The organism is Brevibacillus antibioticus (assembly GCF_005217615.1).
GTDB lineage: Bacteria > Bacillota > Bacilli > Brevibacillales > Brevibacillaceae > Brevibacillus > Brevibacillus antibioticus.
Genome location: NZ_SZNK01000001.1, coordinates 2664205 through 2685000 on the forward strand (window position 1 = coordinate 2664205; position 20796 = coordinate 2685000).

General features: G+C 48.8%; 16 protein-coding genes and 1 tRNA gene. 4 read left to right on the forward strand and 13 right to left on the reverse strand.

Translation table 11 applies throughout. From position 1 onward, the window contains the following. Nucleotides 1–56: 56 nt before the first annotated feature. The 3 genes from E8L90_RS12300 to E8L90_RS12310 all read right to left on the reverse strand — a co-directional run bounded on the left by E8L90_RS12300 (nucleotide 57) and on the right by E8L90_RS12310 (nucleotide 4888). Entirely contained in the window at nucleotides 57–3263 is a 3207-nt protein-coding gene (locus E8L90_RS12300) for an AfsR/SARP family transcriptional regulator (RefSeq protein ID WP_137029650.1), read from the reverse strand. Between the two features lie 122 nt (nucleotides 3264–3385). Next, on the reverse strand, nucleotides 3386–4000 hold the full coding sequence (locus tag E8L90_RS12305; RefSeq protein WP_244297513.1) for a YhcN/YlaJ family sporulation lipoprotein: 615 nt from the start codon (nucleotides 3998–4000) through the stop codon (nucleotides 3386–3388). Between the two features lie 75 nt (nucleotides 4001–4075). Next, complete coding sequence (locus E8L90_RS12310) at nucleotides 4076–4888, reverse strand: copper amine oxidase N-terminal domain-containing protein (RefSeq protein ID WP_244297209.1); 813 nt, start codon at nucleotides 4886–4888, stop codon at nucleotides 4076–4078. Nucleotides 4889–5133: 245 nt separating this feature from the next. On the opposite strand from E8L90_RS12310, the gene E8L90_RS12315 reads away from it, so the two are divergent. Continuing rightward, nucleotides 5134–7179, forward strand: a complete 2046-nt coding sequence (locus E8L90_RS12315) for an exo-beta-N-acetylmuramidase NamZ domain-containing protein (protein ID WP_137029653.1) — start codon at nucleotides 5134–5136, stop codon at nucleotides 7177–7179. 65 nt (nucleotides 7180–7244) lie between these two features. Here E8L90_RS12315 and E8L90_RS12320 read toward each other — a convergent pair whose 3' ends face one another. The 7 genes from E8L90_RS12320 to E8L90_RS12350 form a co-directional block, all read right to left on the reverse strand. After that, on the reverse strand, nucleotides 7245–8810 hold the full coding sequence (locus tag E8L90_RS12320; protein WP_137029654.1) for an acyl-CoA synthetase: 1566 nt from the start codon (nucleotides 8808–8810) through the stop codon (nucleotides 7245–7247). A 157-nt stretch (nucleotides 8811–8967) separates the two neighbouring features. Next, nucleotides 8968–9056 (reverse strand) — tRNA-Ser (locus E8L90_RS12325). 66 nt (nucleotides 9057–9122) lie between these two features. Further along, nucleotides 9123–10541, reverse strand: coding sequence for an aldehyde dehydrogenase family protein (locus tag E8L90_RS12330; protein WP_208759425.1), 1419 nt, complete (start codon nucleotides 10539–10541; stop codon nucleotides 9123–9125). A gap of 99 nt (nucleotides 10542–10640) precedes the next feature. Further along, nucleotides 10641–11921 carry a peptidase gene (locus E8L90_RS12335; RefSeq protein ID WP_137029656.1) on the reverse strand — a complete coding sequence of 427 codons (1281 nt, stop codon included), beginning with the start codon at nucleotides 11919–11921 and terminating at the stop codon, nucleotides 10641–10643. Nucleotides 11922–11953: 32 nt separating this feature from the next. Beyond that, nucleotides 11954–12631 carry a 3-oxoacid CoA-transferase subunit B gene (locus E8L90_RS12340; RefSeq protein ID WP_069852430.1) on the reverse strand — a complete coding sequence of 226 codons (678 nt, stop codon included), beginning with the start codon at nucleotides 12629–12631 and terminating at the stop codon, nucleotides 11954–11956. Beyond that, nucleotides 12613–13305, reverse strand: coding sequence for a 3-oxoacid CoA-transferase subunit A (locus tag E8L90_RS12345; protein WP_016739694.1), 693 nt, complete (start codon nucleotides 13303–13305; stop codon nucleotides 12613–12615). The genes E8L90_RS12340 and E8L90_RS12345 overlap by 19 nt, the downstream gene beginning before the upstream one ends. A 16-nt stretch (nucleotides 13306–13321) precedes the next feature. After that, on the reverse strand, nucleotides 13322–14674 hold the full coding sequence (locus E8L90_RS12350; RefSeq protein WP_137029657.1) for an aspartate aminotransferase family protein: 1353 nt from the start codon (nucleotides 14672–14674) through the stop codon (nucleotides 13322–13324). 157 nt (nucleotides 14675–14831) lie between these two features. On the opposite strand from E8L90_RS12350, the gene E8L90_RS12355 reads away from it, so the two are divergent. Further along, a complete protein-coding gene (locus E8L90_RS12355) occupies nucleotides 14832–16376 on the forward strand; it encodes a PucR family transcriptional regulator (RefSeq protein WP_137029658.1) in 1545 nt (514 codons plus the stop codon). A 4-nt stretch (nucleotides 16377–16380) separates the two neighbouring features. On the opposite strand, the gene ablB is transcribed toward E8L90_RS12355, so the two are convergent. Next, nucleotides 16381–17235, reverse strand: coding sequence for a putative beta-lysine N-acetyltransferase (gene ablB / locus E8L90_RS12360; RefSeq protein WP_137029659.1), 855 nt, complete (start codon nucleotides 17233–17235; stop codon nucleotides 16381–16383). A gap of 143 nt (nucleotides 17236–17378) precedes the next feature. Between ablB and E8L90_RS31370 the strand changes: the two genes are divergently transcribed. Both E8L90_RS31370 and E8L90_RS12370 read left to right on the forward strand, forming a co-directional pair. Beyond that, on the forward strand, nucleotides 17379–17498 hold the full coding sequence (locus E8L90_RS31370; protein ID WP_137029660.1) for a YjcZ family sporulation protein: 120 nt from the start codon (nucleotides 17379–17381) through the stop codon (nucleotides 17496–17498). 97 nt (nucleotides 17499–17595) lie between these two features. Then, a complete protein-coding gene (locus E8L90_RS12370; RefSeq protein ID WP_137029661.1) occupies nucleotides 17596–18324 on the forward strand; it encodes a glycerophosphodiester phosphodiesterase in 729 nt (242 codons plus the stop codon). A 47-nt stretch (nucleotides 18325–18371) separates the two neighbouring features. Here E8L90_RS12370 and mnmL read toward each other — a convergent pair whose 3' ends face one another. Beyond that, nucleotides 18372–19340 carry a tRNA modification radical SAM protein MnmL/YtqA gene (gene mnmL, locus E8L90_RS12375; protein ID WP_137029662.1) on the reverse strand — a complete coding sequence of 323 codons (969 nt, stop codon included), beginning with the start codon at nucleotides 19338–19340 and terminating at the stop codon, nucleotides 18372–18374. 176 nt (nucleotides 19341–19516) lie between these two features. Continuing rightward, nucleotides 19517–20755, reverse strand: a complete 1239-nt coding sequence (locus tag E8L90_RS12380; RefSeq protein ID WP_137029663.1) for a glycosyltransferase family 2 protein — start codon at nucleotides 20753–20755, stop codon at nucleotides 19517–19519. Nucleotides 20756–20796: the final 41 nt, after the last annotated feature.

The following is a 20796-nucleotide window of genomic DNA, read 5'->3' on the forward strand; positions in this document are numbered from 1 at the left end:
TTGTCAAGCAGCCAATACGCTATGTACAAAAAAAAGATCGCTTTGTGGGCGATCCTTTACTTCTCTATAATTTGAAGGTAAGTCTCCATGGTTGCAGGCATTGGCGCGACAGCGAGGTTCTCCCTTAGTTTTGCTACACATTTTTCATACCAGCGGATTGCCTGTGTCCGATTATTTTGCTGATAATACGCAGTCATAAGTAAGCGGTACGACTCCTCCCAGCAATCGTCCACCCGCAGAATAGCTTCACACCAGCGGATCGTTTTTTCCAATTGCCCGTCCTCTAGCATGATTTTGGCTACCCTCTCCGCTCCGCGTAAAAACAGCGCCTGCACTCTCTCACGCTCTTCTACACACCAATCCTCATAACGGCATTCTGGCATGAAATCGCCCAAGTAATACGCAAGCCCTTTTTCCAAAAGGATGGCCCCCTGACGCCGATCTGATTCTGCCAAGCCGAGTGTAACGAGCTTCTCGAATTCCTCGACGTCCATATGGTAGCCCGATGCCAGATTGAAACCGTAAGAGCTGCCATGGCGTTGAATGAAGAATGTGTCCGTTCTGGCAGCACGATCTGGCTCGAGGGCTTTGTTCAACGCATTCAGCGATACTTTAAAATCGCGAATGGCCGCTTCCTCAACACTGTCTGGCCAAAGTCGGTTCATGATTTCTTCCCGGGCTAACAAATGATGTCTCTTCGTCAATAAAAGCTGAAACAATAGTTTGGCCGTCCCCCGCTGCCATGCCTTTTCGCTCAGTTCCCGCTCACCCAGCCATACACGGAAAGCGCCCAGCGTCTGAATACGAAGGGTATAGCCTGGGTGGAATGTCACGTTTTGCAAGCCCAAATCATTTAACAGCTGTGAGACGTAATCCGGCGATACCTTTCGGCGCTCTGCCTCAATCAGAATCGGCATAAGCTGCTGTACATCATGCGGTGTAAGCAGGGTAGGTCTCTGCAAAAGGAAATGATATTCACCAGACTTCATCAAGGACAGAGCTTGCGTCACTACAGGTACAAACAAATCCCATTGTTTTTTGCGATAAGCCAAAAAGCTCAACCACAATTGGCAAATGACGACATTGTAGCTATCTCCGCAGTGACTAAGTCGGTCGGCACAATCGGTGAAGGTAGCCCATGCTTCCTCTTCTTTACCGTATTTGGCATAAGCAATCCCAATCGCCATGCGTACCAGACTGCCTAACCAATCGTCGCCCATCGCCTCAGTCTCCTGTATTCCCCTGTTACCATACAGAAGGGCTTGGTCGAGTGCCTTTTCTCTTGCGTGAAGCAGGGTTAGTCCCAGAAGCGTTTCTGACTTTCCGCGTGTCGACTGGAGCTCCTCCATGATTTGCAAACCCTTTTCATAAAGCTGGCGAATCTCGTCCATAGGCAATGTTTGACTGATGAGGGCCGCATGGGCTTTTCGTACATAGCCATTCGCCTCTACAAAAGGTGAATGCGCTACACGTCCAAGTTGTATGGCAGTTTCTGCTGCTTCCCATCCTCGCTCCCATTCCCCATTCAAAGCATAGACGAAAGATAATAGCAAAGAGGTTTCCCGATACGATCTGGTCAGCGGAGGATGCTTCCTCTGTTCTACCTGCCACTTACTCTCCAAGAGATGAATGGAGGACTGCAATCGGCCAGTACGAAACAACAGGCGCGATTCCAGCTCAACCTCCGTCTGCTGCTCTAATTCCTGGCTCCGTTCATACCAAGCTGCCGCCTGTTTGGCATCTCCGCGATTCGTATAAATTTCTGCCAGCAAGCGGTATAGCCTCGGTGCCATCTCATTCTCTTGCTCAAATGGGGGCAAAAGTTGAATCGCCCTCTTGAGTAGTTCTTCTGCCCGGACGCCTTGTACGCTGTCGAGATGGACGCGTGCCTGCCCTTCCAGCCCGCGGCACAAACCGATTTGATCTTGTTTTTGTTCACATTGTTTCAAAAATTGCTCATAAGAAGAAAAGGCCTTTGCATATAAACAACGATAACGTTCTACTTCGCCCTGATAAAACAACAACCAATGCTGTTCGCACTTGATGGGCTCTGGTAACAGCGTTATCCACTCGTATAAAAAATCCAGCTTCCCTGCTTGCAGCAACCTTTCCGATGCTTGGCACAGCCATTCACCCAGCACCTCCCACTGCTCGACGAGTCGCAACCGCCCAAAAGCTTTTGCCTCGTCTCCTTTACGTCTGTACCATCCTGCGGCCTTTTGATTGACATGCACGTACGTCGCTTGATTAGCTGCCAGCTTGCTAGCCAGGAGACGTTGGAACAGCGGATGAAAGGAATAATGAGATCCTGCCTGGACATGCAGAAAAAGATTACAACGCTGCGCTTCAAAGAGATACTCCATGCGTCCTTCGCCTAGTATTTGCTTGCAATCCTCCAGGTCGAATTGTTCGAGAACCGCTGCCTCCATCAAGAAACGCTGCATACCTGAATGCAGCTGAGTCCAGACTTCTACTTCCAGCAAATGCAGCAATCGTGATAACTCACGCAGACTGTCAGAAACAGTCTGCCCCCTCGTTACCATTTCACCAAAAGTGCGCAGCGCCATCACCCAGCCTTGCGCCACCTCTTCGACGCGGCCCCAATCTGCTTCGGACAGTGTGATATCGTATTGATCAGAATAAAAGGCTTCGCTCTCCTCCAACGTAAAAGAAAGGTCATTTGTTGTTAGTTCCAGACACTCTCCTCTTGCCGACAACAAGTCGAGATTGGACCATTTCGGTCGAGAGCGCGTTAGGATGACCAGCTTGACCTTTTGTGGAAGAGCCTCGGCTAACCGCTGAACAAATCGATCGACGTCACTTCCATTATCAATTCGTTGGAAATGGTCCAAAACAAGAATGTGGTCCGCCTGAAGCTGAACACATTCCCCAACGAACCACTCGGCCAGTACCTTACTGTCTAGGGCGGGCAACGGAATTTGTTCTGTGATACGTATCAGTTGCTCTCGCAATACCTGTCCAAAATCAGAATGAACCTGACGAACGCTTTCGACGAGACAGCTGACAAACGCAAGAAGGGCATCGTCTCCATCCTGAATGGTATACCAGGACGCAGCCAGTGCTTCATCATGTAGAAATGTAGCGAGAGATGTCGTTTTGCCATAGCCTGTCCCTGCATGAATGAGACAAAGCTGCGTATATTTCAACAAACGTAATTTTTTTGCCAATGCAGGTCGCCGTAAGACATAGGGCTTCTGTCCTGGAGGAGTTATTTTGGAAATAGGGATGTGAATTGGAATCATACAATGTGCACTCCTTGCCGTTCTCCTGCTCTTCTTTGACTATTTCCCTATTTCTAACTATTCTCCTGCCATTTGACCCTTAATCGACAAAAAGCCCACCCGGAAGTCCAGGTGGAGCTCTTTCAATCCACTAAATTATATCCAATAACCGTATATCCAATATCATTTAACAGGACTTGGAATTCCTCGTCATGAATGTGCTCTCCGTTCGTAATTCGTGAATGCAAATCTGCGATTCGGTCATAAACAGCGCGGTTGGTAGACACGTACAAAATATTAAAGCGTGTTTCTGCCTGTAAGCTTGACCTCATCCGATTCACAACACGTCTGTGCAGCGAATCTGGATGTCCATTATCGACTCGCACAATTTTTCCAGGCGTATACGGGATCGACGTCCGCGGATTGACCTCATCAGGTTTTGGTGTATCAACTGGCAGCACACCTACAATCAAGTTATCCTTGTAAGCTAACACCTTGATATCGGCTACACCGGGCAGCTTTTCTGCACGCCCTTCCAAGTATGTCATCAGCTGAGGTTCTCGCTGATGAACCCTCTTTTGGCTAATCATGGCTGCCGGTCCTTTGTCCCTACCGACGTTATCGTTCTGGATGTTAATTCCGAGAGATTCAAATTTGGCCTGATTTCCGTTCTGATCTTCGGTGCCCTGTTCTTTGTTAGGCGAACACCCTGTTACCAAGCCGGTAAACAGGAGTACAGCAATGATACTCCCACTCATTCGTCTCACAACAAAAACACCTCCTTGCACTTAGTGTGATGTGCAGGAGGTGTTCTTACTCAGGAAGTAGCTGCCTTATGGAGCGATAAACTCACCATCTACTGTATCTTGTTTTCCATCTTTTTCTGCTTTTAAAGTGAAGCTACGAATGCCATCAAAGTCACCTTCGCGTTGGAACTTGAAAGTGCCATCCTTATTTACTGTAACCTCATATGTGTTATCTCCTAGGATGACGACAACTTCTGAGCCTGCTTCAACCTTCCCGGTAACTTGATAATAAGCAAAGACGCTTACTTTTTTACCCTCAATACTCGCTTTATCGAACAATGTTACTTGTGTATCGGGTTTGTTCTCGTCTTTTGCAGGCTTTGCTGGATCTTTTGGCTTTTCCTGTTGTCCATTTGGGTTGCTATTCACATTATCCGCAATCAATACCGTTTGTGTCTTCGGGTCCCACTCCACCTTGTAGCTCAGAGCTTCCGCGATGAAACGAACAGGTACTACCGTACGCTGGTTCACAATCTGTGCAGGTACGTCGAGTTTGATGGTTTGTCCATTTTTGTTGGCAATTTTTTGAGTAACGACCAATCTGATGTTATCTTTCCCTTTGTTGATGATAACGGTACGAGTTTTTTCATTCCATTTCACTTCAAATCCAAGACTCTCTGCAATCGGACGAATCGGAACCAGTGTACGCCCCTGACTGATAATAGGTGCTTGGTCAGGAAACGCAATTTGTTTTTTATTGTACTCCACTTTAACAGTATTCTGTACGGCTTTAGGCGCCACAGGTGCAGGTGCAGGCGCTGCCGCCGCAGAAAACGCTGCCATCGGTACCAAGGCGATTGCTAGCAGTAATGAGGTAACTTTTTTTAGCAAAACATTCACTCCATTTCCAAAAAGGTTCACACGATTCTTAATCTACTATAGGATGATGGTTGTTTCAAGATTTTCCTGTAGTCTCTCTTTCAAAAGATCGTTCTTTCCTATGTAACCCTCCTCTTTCACGTTACTTTTTCCTCCTCCTTTTGACCTATTTTCAAATTGTTTCAAAAATGCAACCATCTTGCTTTCCAAAAACGTTACAATAGACAAGAAGCGACAGTATTTTATCCTGAAAGAGGCAATGAATGATGAACAAATTTCTCCCTTTCCTCATCCTAGCACTTATCTTAACTTTAATTCCTCCAGTTGGAAGCTCTGCTAATACCACTGCCATCCAATTGGGAAGTGATGTACTGTTCAATCAGTTCCACCAGCTCATTGAAGGCAAAAAAGTCGGGTTAATTACGAATCAAACAGGTCAGAATAGCCAAATGGTTAGCACGATCGACATATTACGACGAGATCGCTCCGTCCATTTAACGGCTCTCTATGCACCTGAGCACGGCCTCGACGGAAAAACGGTCGCAGGAAAGCAAGTAACGAGCTTTGTTCATCCCGTCTACGCTATTCCGGTGTACGGCTTGTCTGGATCAACTCGCAAGCCGACACCAGAAATGCTAAAAGACATTGACATTCTTCTTGTCGATTTGCAGGATATTGGATCGAGAACCTACACTTACATATCTACCTTGCAATACGCCATGACTGCTGCAAAAGAACAAGGAAAAGAAGTAATGGTACTGGATCGACCGAATCCTCTCGGTGGAACGATTGTCGAGGGTCCTGTAGTTGAACTGCCTTACCGCTCCTTTATCGGGGTGGATACCCTCCCGCTTGCCCATGGCATGACCATCGGAGAGCTGGCATTGTTTTTCAACCGTACTATCGGTGTAGATCTTACCGTGATTCCGATGCAAGGGTATACACGCAACATGATTTATCAACAGACAGGTTTAGCCTGGATTCCGAGTACTCCGTACATCCCTAACTTGACCTCAGTTTTCGGGTACATGGCAACTGGTTTGGGCGAGGGTACTCCCATTCGTCAAGGCAACCATTTCACCTGGATCGGGGCAGAGGGTCTAGATTCGCACAAGTACGCCGATCTGTTAAATGGAAGTCTTCTGCCTGGCGTCATCTTTATTCCCGAGAAGAATGGAACTGCCGGGGGCGTACGCCTTCAGATCAACGATCTACATCAGTTTAACCCGGCAAAAACAGGTATTTACGCACTGGCTTATGCCAAACAATTACAACCATTCCCAATGCCAAAAAGTACGAGTATGCAAATCTCCATGTTCGACAAGGTGATGGGTACCAATAAAATCGGTCTACTTCTCGAACAAGGCAAATCCCCGCAGGAGATTGTTTCTTCCTATGAAGCGGATCTTAAAAAATTTGTTGAGCTGCGGCAAAAATATTTGATCTATGGCGATGAACCATTTATCCCGATGCAGCCGCTTCAACAGAAGCAACAGAAGCAACCAAAACAACCAGAACAACCAAAGCAAGCTGAACAACCGAAACCATCCAAGCCAGCAAAACCAGTGACACCGACTGACAATCATAAAGGAACGATCAATCAACCGAAGAAGCCTGAACCAGCTACAAAACCGATCCCTCAGACCCCGAAGTCTTCTGAGAAGATCGCTTATTTAACCTTTGACGATGGACCGTCTCCTGTAACTCCACACATTTTGGATACGCTGAAAACGCATCAGGTCAAAGGCACCTTCTTTATTGTAGGGCGTGAGGTAGCTGGTCATGAGGCCATTCTCAAACGGATTGTAGCCGAAGGACATGGGGTGGGAGGACATTCGTATTCCCATAATTATCAGCTTGTTTACAAAAACATGGAGAGCTTTTTTGCAGACGTGGAAAAAGGCAGTCAAATGATTGAAAAAGCAACCGGCGTAAAGCCAAGCGTGTTCCGCTATCCAGGTGGCAGTACGAATACCGTCAGTTTAAAGTATCAAGATCCCAAACGTTATAACAAGCAGCAAACAGTCATGCATTCCATCAAAGAAGAGGCGAAACAACGTGGCTATGCGTTTATCGACTGGAATGTAACAAATGGCGATGCAAGGGGCAACAAATACACAGCCGCGCAAGCACTGGCAAATGTAAAGCAACAGGTAAAGTCACAAAAAGAAATCGTTGTCTTGATGCATGATTCCAGCACCAAGTCGCCAACCGCTGAGGCTCTCCCCCAAATCATTTCGTACTTGAAAGAAAAAGGCTATCGTTTTGAAGTCATTCAAGCCGATCGCCCGACTGTTTCCAACGTCAAATAATCACAGCAGCAAAAGCCCGCTCCATAACAGAGCGGGTTTTTCTGTAGGTAAGACCTTGTGACTTGCTAAATCGTCAGTGTTTCGTATCGGAGGCGCAACTCTCTTTTCAAGATTTTTCCGCTGGGGTTTCGAGGAAGATTGTCAGCAATCACTACATATTTGGGTGCTTTGAAGGAGGAAAGGCGGTCTTTGCAAAAAGCAAGCATCTCGTCAGCAGTCAGTAACTCACCTGCTTTTGGCACAACAACAGCCGTCACTGCTTCGATCCAGTACGGATGGGGAACTCCGATCACTGCGACCTCAGACACTTTCGGATGTTGATAAATAAGCTCCTCAACCTCCCTGCTCGCGACGTTCTCTCCCCCCGATTTAATCATATCTTTTTTCCGATCAACGACCGTGATATAGCCCTCGTCATCCATGATGCCCAAATCCCCGCTGTGGAACCACCCTCCTTGGAAGGCAGCCTGTGTCTTTTCCTCATCTCGGAAGTACCCCAGCATCGCATGGCTGGTCCTGTGTACAATTTCACCAACACGACCACGAGGGACTTCATTCCCATCATCATCGACGATTTTCGTCTCCACATTTAACGCTGGCTTGCCTGCAGAGCCTGCTTTTCTCATCTGATCCTTCGGTTGTAAAACAGTAGCTAATGGCGCCACTTCCGTCTGTCCGTAAAAATTGTAAAACTGTGCGTTTGGGAGACGTTGACCGAGCTCTTTTAACACTTCTACTGGCATGATTGCTGCACCATAGTAGCATTTTTGCAAAGAACTCAAATTACGCGTAGCAAAATCGCGAGAACGCAGTAAAGCAATCCACACGGTTGGCGGGCAAAACAACTGAGTTGCCTTATACGCCTCTATCGTCTCCAGCATCAACGCAGGGGTTGCTTGTTCCAAAATAATTCCGCTTCCACCTAGATACACGTACGGACCCAAAAAGCAATGAAGCTGCGCACTATGGAACAAGGGAAGTGCGTGAACAGCCACATCATCCTGCGTCATCCCGCCTTCGATAATCGTGCTGACATATTCGGAGATGATGCTTTTATGAGTAAGCATAACGCCTTTTGGCTTTGATTCCGTTCCGCTGGTATACAAAATCTGCACAACATCTTCGTCCACGATCTCTACTTCAGGCTCATGGTCGTCTGCCGCTTCAATCAGCGCGCGAAAAGGCAACCATTCTCCTGCTTGTATTGCTGGTTTGGACATGAGGGAAAGCAGCTTGGGGGAAATTCCAGCTAATTGGAGTCCGTCTTGGGCGAGCTGCATGAATTCCGGAGCTACGAAGCACGCACTCACTTCCGCATGACCGAAAATATAGGCGACATCTTCCTTATTCAACATGAAGTTGATTGGCACCATGATGACTCCTGTTTTCGCTAGCCCAAAGTTTAGAATCGCAAAATCCATCGAGTTACGTGATAGCACTGCTACCCGCTCCCCTTTTTGCAAGCCTTTTGAAAGAAGTGAATGAGCCGTCTTGTTTGCAAGCTGATCAAGCTGCGTGTAAGTCAATACTTCTTCCTCAAAGTATAGGGCAGGCTTATCAGGATTTCGTCCACGACTTCTTCGCAAAATATCACCAAGTGCATTTCTACGCACCCTTTGCGCTTCGAGCATGCAAATTCCCCCATCACTTATAGTCTCATCTCCATTATATAACGGTTTTCTGTATTTTCTGATATTTTCACAAAAAAGAAACGACAACTTATTCTCAAAGCTCTGGACCATAAAAAAGACCCCAGCTTTTCAACTGGAGTCGGTTCATTTGTATTTATGGCGGAGGGAGCAGGATTCGAACCCGCGTGAGCTTGCACTCTAACGGTTTTCAAGACCGCCCCGTTATGACCACTTCGGTATCCCTCCGTATTTCAACAATACATACTATATCACAGCTCTACTAATTTTGCAAGAGCTCTTTCCCAAATTCCTTTATCGCTTGATAGCAACGAGTTTCAATTCCGTCATTTCTTCGATCGCGTATTTGACCCCTTCCCGACCAAGTCCGCTCTCCTTTACGCCACCGTAGGGCATATGGTCCACGCGAAAAGTCGGAATATCATTCACCATCACACCGCCCACGCGCAGCTCTTCTGCCGCTTCCAGAGCCAAAGACAGATTGTTGGTATAGACACCAGCCTGTAATCCATAGCGGGAATCGTTGACCAATGTAATCCCATGCCGGACAGACTCCACTGGATTTATCAGAACGACAGGGCCGAATACTTCCTGACAAGATACTTTTGCATCTGCCGGAACATCCGTCAACACCGTAGGCTGGAGCATCCGATCAACGACCTGCCCCCCACACGCCAAACGCGCCCCCTGCTGGAGCGCCTCATGAATCCACTCCAACGCACGTTCTGTTTCCCGTGGATTGATCATCGCGGAATAGTCCGCATCCTCAGAAAGCGAATCACCACCACGAAGTTCTCGTGTTTGTTTAACAAAATGTTGGATGAAATCTTGATAGATCTCTTTAGCTACATAAATTCTTTGCACAGAGATACATACCTGCCCAGAGTAGGCGAAGGCGCCAAAAACGCATCGGGGTATCACTTCATTCAGTTGCACATCACGATCAACGATCACAGCCGAATTCGAGCCCAGCTCCAGCGTGACTCTTTTCATGCCCGCTCGATTGCGGATATCCAGCCCAACACTCGGACTCCCTGTAAAGGTCACGGCCCTGACTCTCGGATCAGACACGATTTTATCCCCAACACTCGCTCCACTGCCCGTGATCACATTTAGGGCTCCAGCAGGCACACCTGCTTGCTCTGCTAGCTCTGCCAGAAACAATGCGCTAAGCGGCGTCTGCGATGCAGGCTTGAGAACAACAGTATTGCCAGCAGCGAGAGCAGGTCCGACCTTATGGGCGACCAGATTCATCGGAAAATGAAACGGTGTAATGGCCCCGATGACTCCCAGTGGTTCACGCACAGTATAAGCCAAGCGTCCCTCTCCCCCGATAGCTGCATCGAGTGGTACGGTTTCTCCGTGGAGGCGTTTGGCTTCCTCTGCCGCAAACTTAAACGTCTGAATGGTTCGAATTACTTCACCACGAGCTGTTTTGATTGGTTTCCCCGCTTCTATTGCGATGATTCGCGCCGCTTCCTCTAAACGTTCATTCATCAAAATGGAGATTTTTTCAAGCAGGAAGGCTCGTTGATAGGCAGGAAGACGCCGCATGACGGCTGTTGCTTCGTGGGCTGCAGCAATTGCTTTTTCAACCAATGATGAGTCTGCTTGCGAAATTTGTGCAATCTCTTGACCTGTACAAGGAGAGAGTAGCGGTGCATGAGCAGTGGCTTGAACCCACTCTCCCCCGATAAAGCACGTTTTTTTCATCGGCATATCCCCACTCCCATTGATTGGTGTTCTCCTCCCAATCATTCTCCCTCATGCGCGAGCCTTCCTGTCTTAATTTTGAAATATTTGGATATACTTTTACTCTTTCACGCTTTCAGCCACTCCGCACCATTCCAATAACGTAAGCGCAAAGATCTCAGCGCAACGGAATACCTCATCCAAGACGATGTATTCATTCGGGTAGTGGGCAACCTGTGTGACTCCAGGTCCGACAACAATCGCTGGCGTATTCGCCAAAGCAGTCAACAAACCCCCATCTGTTCCCCAAGGCGATGCTTCCACAATGGCACGATCTCCTGTCACAGCTTCAAACTGCGCGTGCAGAATATCCATCAACGGATGATCGAGCTCCACCGCTCCCGGAACCCACCGAGCGCCGAACCACTCCAGCTCGACAGGCTGTTCTGCAAACCACGGGTCGATCTCTGCCAGCTTTTTGAGTGCTGCCGCCATTTCCGCTTTGGCATCGTCCATCTGTTCTCCCGGGGCAACCCCCATCCTTCCTTCCAGCTTGACGAGGTCAGCTACAGACGAAGGCCACTTGCCACCTTCAATCACCCCCAGATTAATCGGGATCGGAATGGGCAGCTTGGCATAGAGCGGATCGTCGAGTCGATCGTTACGCTCTTTTTCCAATTGGCCAATGGCTTGAACGACGAGCATACTCTTTTCGATGGCGCTGACTCCCTCGTAGCGGGTCCCTCCGTGAGCAGAACGCCCTTTGACGGTCAATCTGAACCACATGGAGCCCTGCTGCTTCGGGAAAATTTTCATATTGGTCGGCTCTGGAATCAGGGCAGCATCCGCCTTGTAACCGCGAATGATCGTCGCCAATGTACCTGCACCGCCACTTTCTTCTTCTACAACGCTCTGAAAAATGACGTCGCCTTTCAGTTGCACACCTAACTTCTGTAGAACCTGGATCGCCAACAACGAAGATAAGTTTCCTCCCTTCATGTCGGTTGCTCCGCGCCCGTAAAGCTTGCCGTCTTCAACCTTCCCGCTAAACGGATCATCGCCCCACTGTGCCAGATCCCCTGCGGGCACTACATCCACGTGTCCGTTTAGAATGATGGAACGACCATCTCCTTGTCCCTTCCACACACCGACGACATTCGGGCTGCCTTCAAATGTCGTACGCGGGGAAACAAAATACGGATGTGACACCAGCTCTTCGCCTTCCATGACCCATACGTCAACGTCCAGCCCCATCTGCCCTAAAAGCTCTGCAATGCTTTGCTGGATGGATTGCTCTTCTCCTTGTACACTCGGGCTTTTTACCCATTGCTGCAGCAGTTGAACAGCGGCCTCGCGATCTTTTTCCAATTGCTCCCGTATAAGCACCTGCCAGTTTGCCATGTTTTTCCCCCGTTCCATGGTTTTGTCTTTGCTTAGCGGAAAACGCCAACCTCTCCGTCCATCTTGAGCTCGGCTTCCGTTGCTCCAATCACGTCAGCGACACTGTATGGATACATGACTTCTCGCAGATACAGCCCATCTGGCATGACCTCCATGACTGCCATGTCCGTAATGATCAAATCCGCAGCTTTTGTTGCGGTTAACGGCAGTGAGCATTCCCGGACGATTTTCGAGCGTCCGTTTTTATCCAGATGCGTGGTCACAACCATGACCTTTTTGGCCTTTTGTGCCAGCTCCATGGCTCCTCCCATGCCAGGGACACGTTTGCCTGGAACGATCCAGTTGGCAATGTCACCATTTTGGCTTACTTCCAGGACTCCTAAAATCGTCATGTCCAAAAGTCCACGGCGGATGATGGCAAAAGCAGTCGCACTGTCGAAAAAGGATGCCCCTGTGGCGAGCGTGACAGGAAAACCGCCCGCATTGCAAAGCATGGCGTTCTCCTCACCTTTCGCAGGGCTTGGTCCCGTACCGAGAATGCCGTTCTCCGCATGAAACATGACCCGTTTGTCAGCTGGGATAAAATCAGCAACCAATGTTGGAATGCCGATTCCCAAGTTAATGATCATGCCGTCTTCTACTTCCAATGCTGCGCGGCGGGCAATACGTTCACGATAGCTCTCTGTTTCTTTTACTTCTCCCATGCCCATTGCCAGTTCACCCCTTCACTTTGGACGATAAAGTTCACGAAAACGCCCGGGGTGACGATTTCTTCCGGGTCGATCATGCCTACCTCTACTATCTCATCCGCTTCCACGATGGTAATGTCGCCCGCCATCGCTACTAACGGATTGAAATTGCGTGCACTTGTATCAAACACCAAATTGCCAAAGCGATCCGCTTTTTTCGCATGTACGATAGCTACTTCGGCAGTGAGCGGTGTCTCCAGCAAGTATTCCTTTCCATCCAGAACGACCTTCTGCTTCCCTTTTTCCGCGATCGTCCCGATGCCGACATCCGATAGAATGCCTCCCAGACCGACTCCACCTGCCCGTACACGCTCTGCAAGTATCCCCTGCGGGCAGAACTCTACTTCCAGCTCTCCAGCCGTCATTTGGGCCCCTGCGTTCGGATTTGAGCCAATATGGGAAGCGATCACTTTTTTAACGCGCTTTTCAGTCACCAGCTTGCCTATTCCGATATGCGGGAAAGCAGTATCATTACTGATCAGCGTCAGATCACGCACGCCCTTATCCAAAATTCCCTGAATCAATGTAGGTGGATTGCCTACCCCACCGAATCCCCCTGCCAACAGCGTCATCCCATCGCGAAAATGGGTGAGCGCTTCGGACAGGGAGACGACCTTTTCAAATCGGTTTGTCATCCTCGTTCCTCCTTCTCTATCCGATCAGTGCTTTATCCTGGAGCTCCTGCTGAACAGCTATCACCGCTTCTTTCAGCAGAGATATCAGCTCATCGATTTGCTCCGTAGTAATGGTCAGTGGAGGTGAGATGATGACAGCGTCTCCTGCCACTCCTTCGATCCCGCCCATTGCCGGATAAATAAGCAGGCCTTTTTCAAATGCTTTTTGAATGACCTTCCCACCTACTCCCCCCGAAAGCGCAAACGGCTCTTTTGTCTGCTTGTTTTTCACAAATTCCAACGCGCACAGCATGCCAAGTCCTCGTGCCTCTCCGATCAACGGGAGCTCGTCAGCCAGTTCCTTTAGTTGGGCAAGCAAGTAGGCACCTTGTTCTGCCGCTTTTTCGACGAGCTGATGCTTCTCTACATAATCGAGGACAGCCAGAGAAACAGCAGCAGATTGTGGGTTTGCACTATACGTATGTCCTGCCATAATCGAGCCGCTGCCTTTTGTAATCGTCTCAATGATTTCGTCCGAGACAATCGTAGCAGCCATAGGCGTGTAACCGGCACTCATGCCTTTGCCCAATGTCATCAAGTCAGGTACGACTCCCCAATGGTCGATTCCAAACGCTTTCCCAGTGCGCCCTACTCCTGTCATTACTTCGTCTGCGATAAACAAAACCTCATACTTATCACAAATCTCGCGGATGCGTTGGAAGTAACCGTCTGGCGGCACGACCGCTCCCCCAGAAGCCCCGATGACAGGCTCTGCGATGAATGCCGCTACCTGCTCAGGTCCTACACGCAAAATTGCGGTCTCCAGCTCGTTTGCACACGCAAGCGCATACGATTCGAGGGACATGTCTTCCGGTTTGCGATACGGATATGGTCCTGTGATCGCCGGATAGTCAGCCAATAATGAGGTGAAACGCTTTCTGCGCAAGACGTGTCCAGACATCGAAAGTGCACCCATTGTAATCCCGTGATAGCTCATCCAGCGGGAGATAATCCGGTTTTTCGTTGGTCTTCCTTTCTCCTGCCAGTACTGAATCGCGATTTTTTGTGCCGTTTCTGTTGCTTCCGAACCGCTACTGACAAAAAACGTCCAGTTCAGGGAGCCTGGTGCCCACTCTGCCAGCTTTGTAGCCAGCTTCTCCACAGCATCGCTGCTGAAATGCGAGCGGTACACAAAGGAAACTTCCTTGGCTTGCGCATACATCGCCTCAGCCACTTCTTCTACACCGTGACCAATGCTTGCCGTCACCGCTCCACTGGAACCGTCGATGTAACGATTCCCCTCTTTATCGTAAAGATAGATGCCTTTTCCGTGAGAAATAACCGGATACTCTTTACCCAATTCAGGCTTGATTACATAGCTTTTCGTCATTTTCGTCGCCACCTCGCTTATTCTCTACCTCTATCCTAGCTGACCAGCACGCAAGAGCCATCCGACGTGCTGGCAAAAAAACATGGAAAAGAGACAAAATCTTTTGTACATTTTGTATAAGAGAACCTTTACCGAGAGCTTTTGGAGGAGATGCCTGATGACCATCACGATAAGAGAAGCACTACAACTGCCGGACATGGTTCACACCAGGCTAATCGCAGGAGCAGGCGGACTGGACAATCCGATTCGTTGGGTGACCATTGTAGAGGTACTGGAGGATACGAGTCGCTTGCAGGAAGGCGAATTTTTGATTACAACTGGCTTTGGGCTGGCTGAACATACAGAAAAACTCGCTTCTTTTATCCCCTCATTGGCGAAGCAAAGGCTGAGTGGCGTTGCGATTCATACGGGCTTTTATTTGCGGGAAATTCCCGAGACGTTTTTGACCTTGGCGGATCACTATCAACTTCCATTGATTGAAATTCCCACGGAGATCAACTTTTCAACCATAACCAAAGCCATTTTGCAGCCGATCATGAATCGGCAATTTGAAACGCTGGCCTATTCCTCAGCGATTCATAACCGAATGATTGATGCTGCCCTGTCCAAGGGAGGCCTTCCCGCCATTGCTGGCGAGCTTGCAGCACTTACCGGAGGCGTCGTGTCGCTCGTCGATGCATTAGGCTTTGAAGTCACACAGCATGGCAGTTCGGAAGCACTTCCGCTTGATCAGTCTCAGGAAATCGCGCATCGTGTACCGATTCGCGCCAATCGCGAGCATTTTGGCACGTTGACCTTAACGAAGCCCGAGCACGCCTGGAAAGAGCTCGATGACGTCGCTCTACAGCATGCCTCTACCTTATGTGCACTCGAATATGTAAAGGAAAGGGCGGTAGCCGCAACGGAATGGCGGTTAAAAGGGGATTTTGTGGAGGAGTTGCTGAATGGGCAGCAGATGACCCATACGGAGCTGGAGAGCCGTTGTCGCATGCTGGGGTACCCGCTTACTGGTCATCATCTCTGTGTCGCTGTTCGTGTAGAGGTAGCCGATCAGACGATGCTTGGAGACTTGCATCAAAGTGTCATAACGTTGATGCGGAGGCTTAGCGACCGTCATCAGCGCTCTTATTTGCTGCGCGAGCGGCCACATTGCCTCTTGTTTATTTTGCAGGATGATCAGACGAGCCTACGCCTATTGGAACAGCTTACTTCTCGCTGGAGAGGGCTGCACCCTGAACTTGCCCTACAGATCGCCTTGAGCAATCCCTGCGAGCAATTACCAAACGTCGTCAGTGCCTCCGAAGAAGCGATGTTTGCTCTACAAGCGTACCCGCTATTGGCCCAATCCCCGCAAATTTTGCGATACCGGGATATGCAGGGCTATCAGTTTTTGTTTCCGTACCATCGTGAAAAAGAAAGCTTGCTCCGTCTGTGGAACCCATTGCTGGAACCATTAATTCGCTATGATACGAAATACAATCAACAGCTTCTCGAAACCCTTGAAGTGTATTTGGCCCAGAATGGAAACGGTCTACAGACCTCGCAAGCCTTGTATATCCATCGACATACGCTCAAGTATCGGTTGACCCAAATTGAAGAAAAAACAGGCTACCGCCTGGAGGATGCTCATCAACGCTGGCAGCTTCAATTGGCCTTGATGGCCCGTCGTCTGCAACAGCAGTTGTATCCTACAAACAGGTAGCCTGTTATTCCCTCGTCGGGCGAAGTGGCTTTACCCATATATTCATGTCTTCATAGCCTGAAAAGATCGTACAATTGTTAATCAGACGTCCGCGGTATACGTAGCCCATCTTGGCAGCCGTCACATTCATTCCTGCTGATTGTGCCCGGGTCAAGGTGTACAAAAAGTAAATCCCCATCTCCTCCATCCTTTGTTCCAGCGCGATAAACAGTGGTTGGAGGAGGCCTTTCCCTGCATGGTCTGGATGGGTCGCGCAATCCGTCATTTCTGCTGAACCAAATCGTTCGGATACTTCAGCTGACGCAGCACATGCAATCTTGCCTTCAAATTCAACGACATAGTAGATGGTACCTTCTTGCATGGTTTTGCGAATGTAGGACGGATCGTTCATCGGTGTAGGATACGTCGCGAATACCAGTCCATACAAACACGCCAATTCCTTCGTGTCTGCCTCCGTTGCTTCACGCAGGTTGTATCCCTCTGGTAATGATTTCTCTATCGTACTCCCCGCTTTTGACAGGCTCAATGTAAGAATTTCCTCGGCAAGTTTTTCTGCACCAGAGGAAGCCCGCTCTTTTGTCAAATAGCAGGTGAGCATCTGTGCATTTTCCCCATGAAAAAAACCATCGATGGTTCCCTCCAGCTCGTAACCGAGCGATCGCCATTGCGGAATATCTTGTTTCTTCCCGTACACAATGACTTTTGTTGCCTCTGACTCTTCGGCCAGTTCCTTCATGACCCGATCCCACTGCTCGATTTGTGATGATTCATACACTTGCAGCTTTACGCGGCGATTTTGTCGATCAATGATCAGGTCGCCTGCGTCCTGTGCGCCTACAACATTTATCACGCTCTTCATCCTCCCCCTACAATACTCTTTCTCTCATTGTAGCAAAACGAGCAAGGCCGTCATCTGCCAATCTGTATAAAAAAGCGTTCCTCATGCACAAAAAAACATAAGGTGGGCATTCTGTTGAGTCATATTTACTTGTTCTTCATACCATGAGAGTAGATGCTTCATGTGCGAGAAGGAGGGTGTTTTTTGTGAGTTGCCATAACAATTTTGCCCTGATCCTTGTCCTCTTTGTCCTTTTGGTCATCGTACTCGTCGTAATCGGATAGACTTCTGCCAGATGCCTCTCATGTCAGGTCGTATCGAGGGGCCCTTTACATATCATGGTAGTAGGTAATTACACGCTCGAGAAGGGAGGAAGCCCTCGTGCCCCCACTAATCTATGCCCATCGTGGCGCTTCCGGCCTGTTTCCGGAAAATACGATGGAATCGTATCAAGGAGCTGTCCGACGAAAAGCCAATGGGATCGAATTGGACGTTCAGCTCAGCAGTGACAATAAGCTGGTCGTCATTCATGACCATAGCTTGGAGCGCACGACCAATGGTACCGGTTTGGTGCGCCAATACACATTGCGTGAACTGCGTCAGCTACGAGCGGATAAAGACTCATCTATGCGAGTACCAAAAGCCCACATCCCAACCCTGCAGGAGGTATTTCAGGCGTTTGTAGACACACCGCTACGCTTCATCATCGAGATGAAAAATTTCTTCGTGGATCAACCTCACTTAGAGGAGCTCGTCATCGAACAAATCAGACGTTATCAGCTAACAAAGCGAACCATCATTTCAACGTTTAACTTCGACAGCCTTTTACGGATCAAGCAATTGGATGCCACGCAAAAGACGGGACTTTTATATGTTGGACCACTCGCCAAGCCTTGGGAAATAGCCAGTAGCTATCGAGCTGATCAATTGCACGTCCCCTATGATCAATTGACGGAAGACTTAGTCAAGCAAGCAAAGCAGCATCATTTTGAAGTTTTGAGCTGGACAGTAAATACGAGTCGGCAAATACAGCGAGCCATTGACTGTGGGGTAGATGGTCTGATCACCAATTACCCGAAGCGTGCGAGAAATCTGATTCGCAATCTATAAAAAGAAAGGGAGCCCTTAAAAAGGCTCCTTTTTGGTTGTTGCGTCATTTACGTGCGTGGTACGAAAAACTTTCCTTGCCAGCTATCCCGTGCTTTCAGTTCTGCATCAATGCCATTCAGAACTTCCCACTTTTTACGACTCCACATCGGTCCAATCAAGAGATCAGGTGGTCCGTCCCCTGTGATTCGATGGACAATCATTTCTGGAGGTAAAATTTCCAATGTATCCACAACGAGCTTCGTGTACTCTTCCTGTGACAGGAATTCCAAGAGTCCTGCTTCATATTGCTTCACCATCGGCGTTTTGCGCAGCAGGTGTAACAGGTGTATCTTGATCCCCTGTACATCCAGATGTGCCACAGCATCTGCCGTCTGCATCATCTCTTCTTGGCTCTCTCCTGGCAATCCGTAGATGATATGAGAGCATACACGAATGTTGTGCTTGCGCAACCGCTCTACAGCATCCACGTAGCATTGATAATCATGCGCTCGATTAATTAACTGGGCTGTGTGCTCATGGACTGTCTGTAGCCCGAGCTCGACCCACAAATATGTGCGTTCATTCAATTCAGCCAAATACTCCACGACGTCGTCTGGCAGGCAGTCAGGACGTGTGGCAATGGAGAGTCCGACGACGCCTTCTTGTTGGAGGATGACTTCGTACATCTCCCGCAGCTCCTCCACAGGCGCATACGTATTCGTATACGCTTGGAAGAAGCCCAAATACTTGGCTTGCGGCCATTTCTCGTGCATGCGATTTTTCACATCATGAAACTGTCTCTCCAGATCCATTCTGCGGTCGCCAGCAAAATCTCCAGATCCTCTCGCGCTGCAGAACGTGCAGCCGCCTGTCGCTACTTTCCCATCCCGATTCGGACAACTAAAGCCGCCATCCAATGGAACCTTGAAAATCTTTTCGTGAAAAATCCCTCTTAAATGATAATTCCATGTATGGTATCGTTTATCGCCCCACAACAATGGGACGTCGTTGTTGTGAATATTTGTCGCGAGCTTCATTGCTGTTTTCCTCCTATGGGCACCGCTACGTCTGGCGCTGGTGCCTTAATCCCGTTGGCGAACGCTACTTGCTTGATCACGTCATTATACCAAATTCGGCAACGGTCTCGCTACTTTAAGATAATAGGAAAACCACAGGAGAATATTCCCCCTGTGGTTTTTGCATGTTTACGTCACTATTGCTGGATCTCCTCGATACGAATCGCGCGTGTGTGAGAGGTATGACTCCACACTTGGTTTTTCTTCGTAAAGAATGCGTAAAACATAATCGGAAGCCAAGTCAGGAAAAAGAACGGTAGCAAGAGGAGCCCGAAATACCCCTTCCACGGTACTTTATCCAAATAGAGGGCCAAGATCGGCAACAGGTAGAACACGGCCGTAGAGCCGTATACCAGCCACGTAGGCAAGATCGTGGATACCGTTGACAACGTACCAACATCAAAAAATCTTGCCAAGAACAATACCGACATCATTGTCACCATCAGCACGTACATCGGTTGGAAGAGGTAGAAGGCTGCATCAAGCATTCCCAGCTTTCTCGACTTCAAACCATTAAACAAGACAGCACGGATGTAGCGTCCTGCCACATCGTAGTGCCCTTGCATCCAACGCAAACGTTGGCGCATCGACGATTTTAAATCAATCGGTTTTTCATCCCAGACCTTGGTGTCATGTGCCCACGTCGGGTAAATACCGCGTTCAATACAACGTGTTGCAAATTCCAAGTCTTCCGTGAGACTGGTTGCTCCCCAGCCCATTTCTTTGAGCAAGTTGCTCTCAATGCACAAGCCAGTTCCGCCCAAAGTGTTCGGCAGTCCCAAATTGTGACGAGCCAGTTGCCACATACGGTTTGTAAACCAGTAGGTAACCGCATAGGACAGCGTAATCCAGGAATCAAACGGATTCTTGGAGTCGAGGTAGCCTTGAATCACACGCGCCCCTTTGCAAAGACGGTCATTCATTACTTGCAGGAAGTTTTTCTCAACCAAGTTGTCAGCATCAAACATGACGACAGCGTCGTACTGCTTAGGTCTTGCCCAGAGGTTCTCCAGCATCCATTCGATGCCGTAGCCTTTCCCACGCTTGGATGTGTCAAAACGCTCACACGCAATTGCACCATGCGCCCGACTAATTTCTGCCGTGTTATCTGTACAGTTGTCGCAAATGACGAAGATGTCGTACATTTCACGTGGATAGTCGAGTTTCTTCAGGTTTTCAATTAGTGGAGCAACTACGGCGCTCTCATTGTGAGCAGCCACGAGCACAGCAAACGTCTTTTGCGGCTCAGATGTTACTTGCTCTTTTTTGCGGAACAGGCCTGCACAAGAAACCAGTGTTTGGTATGTGCCGATTACGCCCACCGCAGAAGTAAATCCGATGAATAATCCCTCAATGATCTCTCTAATTACACTCATGGGTTCTTCTCCTCGACCTAAACCAGATTGGGTCTGATCTG